Source organism: uncultured Hymenobacter sp. (assembly GCF_964243305.1).
In the GTDB taxonomy this organism is placed as follows: domain Bacteria; phylum Bacteroidota; class Bacteroidia; order Cytophagales; family Hymenobacteraceae; genus Hymenobacter.
Window position 1 is genome coordinate 1 of the sequence record NZ_CAXTEF010000050.1, and the last position, 1,336, is coordinate 1,336.

Annotated in this window: 2 protein-coding genes; both read right to left on the minus strand. The window is 63.4% G+C overall.

Annotated features, from left to right (window positions below):
• Positions 1 to 119 (minus strand): efflux RND transporter permease subunit (locus ACFE70_RS18550; protein WP_375419301.1); only part of this gene is annotated, 119 nt, incomplete at its 3' end.
• The coding region (locus tag ACFE70_RS18555) for an efflux RND transporter periplasmic adaptor subunit (RefSeq protein WP_375419279.1) at positions 116 to 1,336 on the minus strand (1,221 nt) is incomplete at its 5' end. The genes ACFE70_RS18550 and ACFE70_RS18555, both read right to left, overlap by 4 nt.

Here is a 1,336-nt window from a genome sequence, read left to right on the forward strand (position 1 = left end):
GTGATGTCGGGGTACTGCGTGATGGGCAGGCTCAGGATGGCCAGCGCGCCGAGCAGCACAATCAGCACCGAGCACACAATGGCCGTTTTGGGCCGGCGGATAAAGGTTTCGGCTATCATGCGCGGTTGGCTTGGGCTTGGGCTTGGGCGAGGGGGGTAGGACGGCAGAGCTTTCCCACCCGTCTCTTCTGCTGTGGAGAAGCCGAGCCGGACGACGGAGTTAAAAGTTGAGAGTTAAAAGTTAAAAATGACCAAGCATAACTGCTTTTTAACTCTTCACTTTTAACTTTTAACTTCTTCAACCGCGCGCTTTTCTTGCCGTCTTTGCCTTTCGGCGGGCGCGGCGGGCCGGTCGTTACCACGCCGCTGTCGCGCAGCTGCTGCAAGCCTTCGGCGACAATTTTCTCGCCCACTTTCAGGCCCTTGAGCACCACGATGTCTTCGCGCAGGCGCGGGCCCAGCTCTACTTTGCGCTGCAAGGCTACCGTGTCGCGCACCACGAACACGAAGCTCTCGCCCATCTGGTCCAGAATCGCCTTGTTGGGCACCACCACGCGCTGGCCCGACTGCTCATTGAGCACGCGCAAGGTCACGGTCAGCCCATCTTTCAGCTCGCGGCCGGGGTTGTCGAACTGCATCCGCACCTGCACGCTGCCGGTTTCGTTGTCCACGGCGCGGTCCACGGCGCGGATGCGGCCCCGGCCCTCATAAATCTTCCCGCCCGGCAAGGCCAGCCGCAAGCTCGAATCCTGGGCCGCCAGTTTCCTACCCCCCTGCTGGGCCTGCAAGGCCTGGAACCGGCTCAGCTCCTGCTCATTCACCACGAAATCAACGCCCACCGGGTCTTCGCTCGAAATGGTATTGAGCAAGGTGCTGCCCGCCGTCACCTGCGCGCCGAGCCGCACCTGCGAAATGCCGATGCGCCCTGTGAACGGCGCCTTGACCAAGGAGTAATCGAGGTCGGTTTGGGCCGTGGCCAGGGCGGCGCGGGCCACTTCCACCTGGGCGCGGGCGCTGGCTTCGTTGGTCACGGCGTTGTCCACAATCTGCCCCGCAATGGCGTCCTGCTGGGCCAGGCGCTGGTAGCGCCCGAGGTTCAGCTGCGCGTTTTGGAGCTGGGCCTGCGCGCTCTGCACGCCGGCCCGCGCCTCGCGCACGGCGGCCTGGTACTTGCGCCGGTCAATCTCGTAGAGCGGCTGACCCTTCCTCACCACTTCGCCTTCCTTGAAAAAGAGGCCCGTCACGAAGCCCGGCACTTGCGTGCGCAGCTCCACGATGTTGAGCGCCGCCACCCGCGCCGGGTACTCATCATAATAAATGGCCTGCTGCTCCTGAGC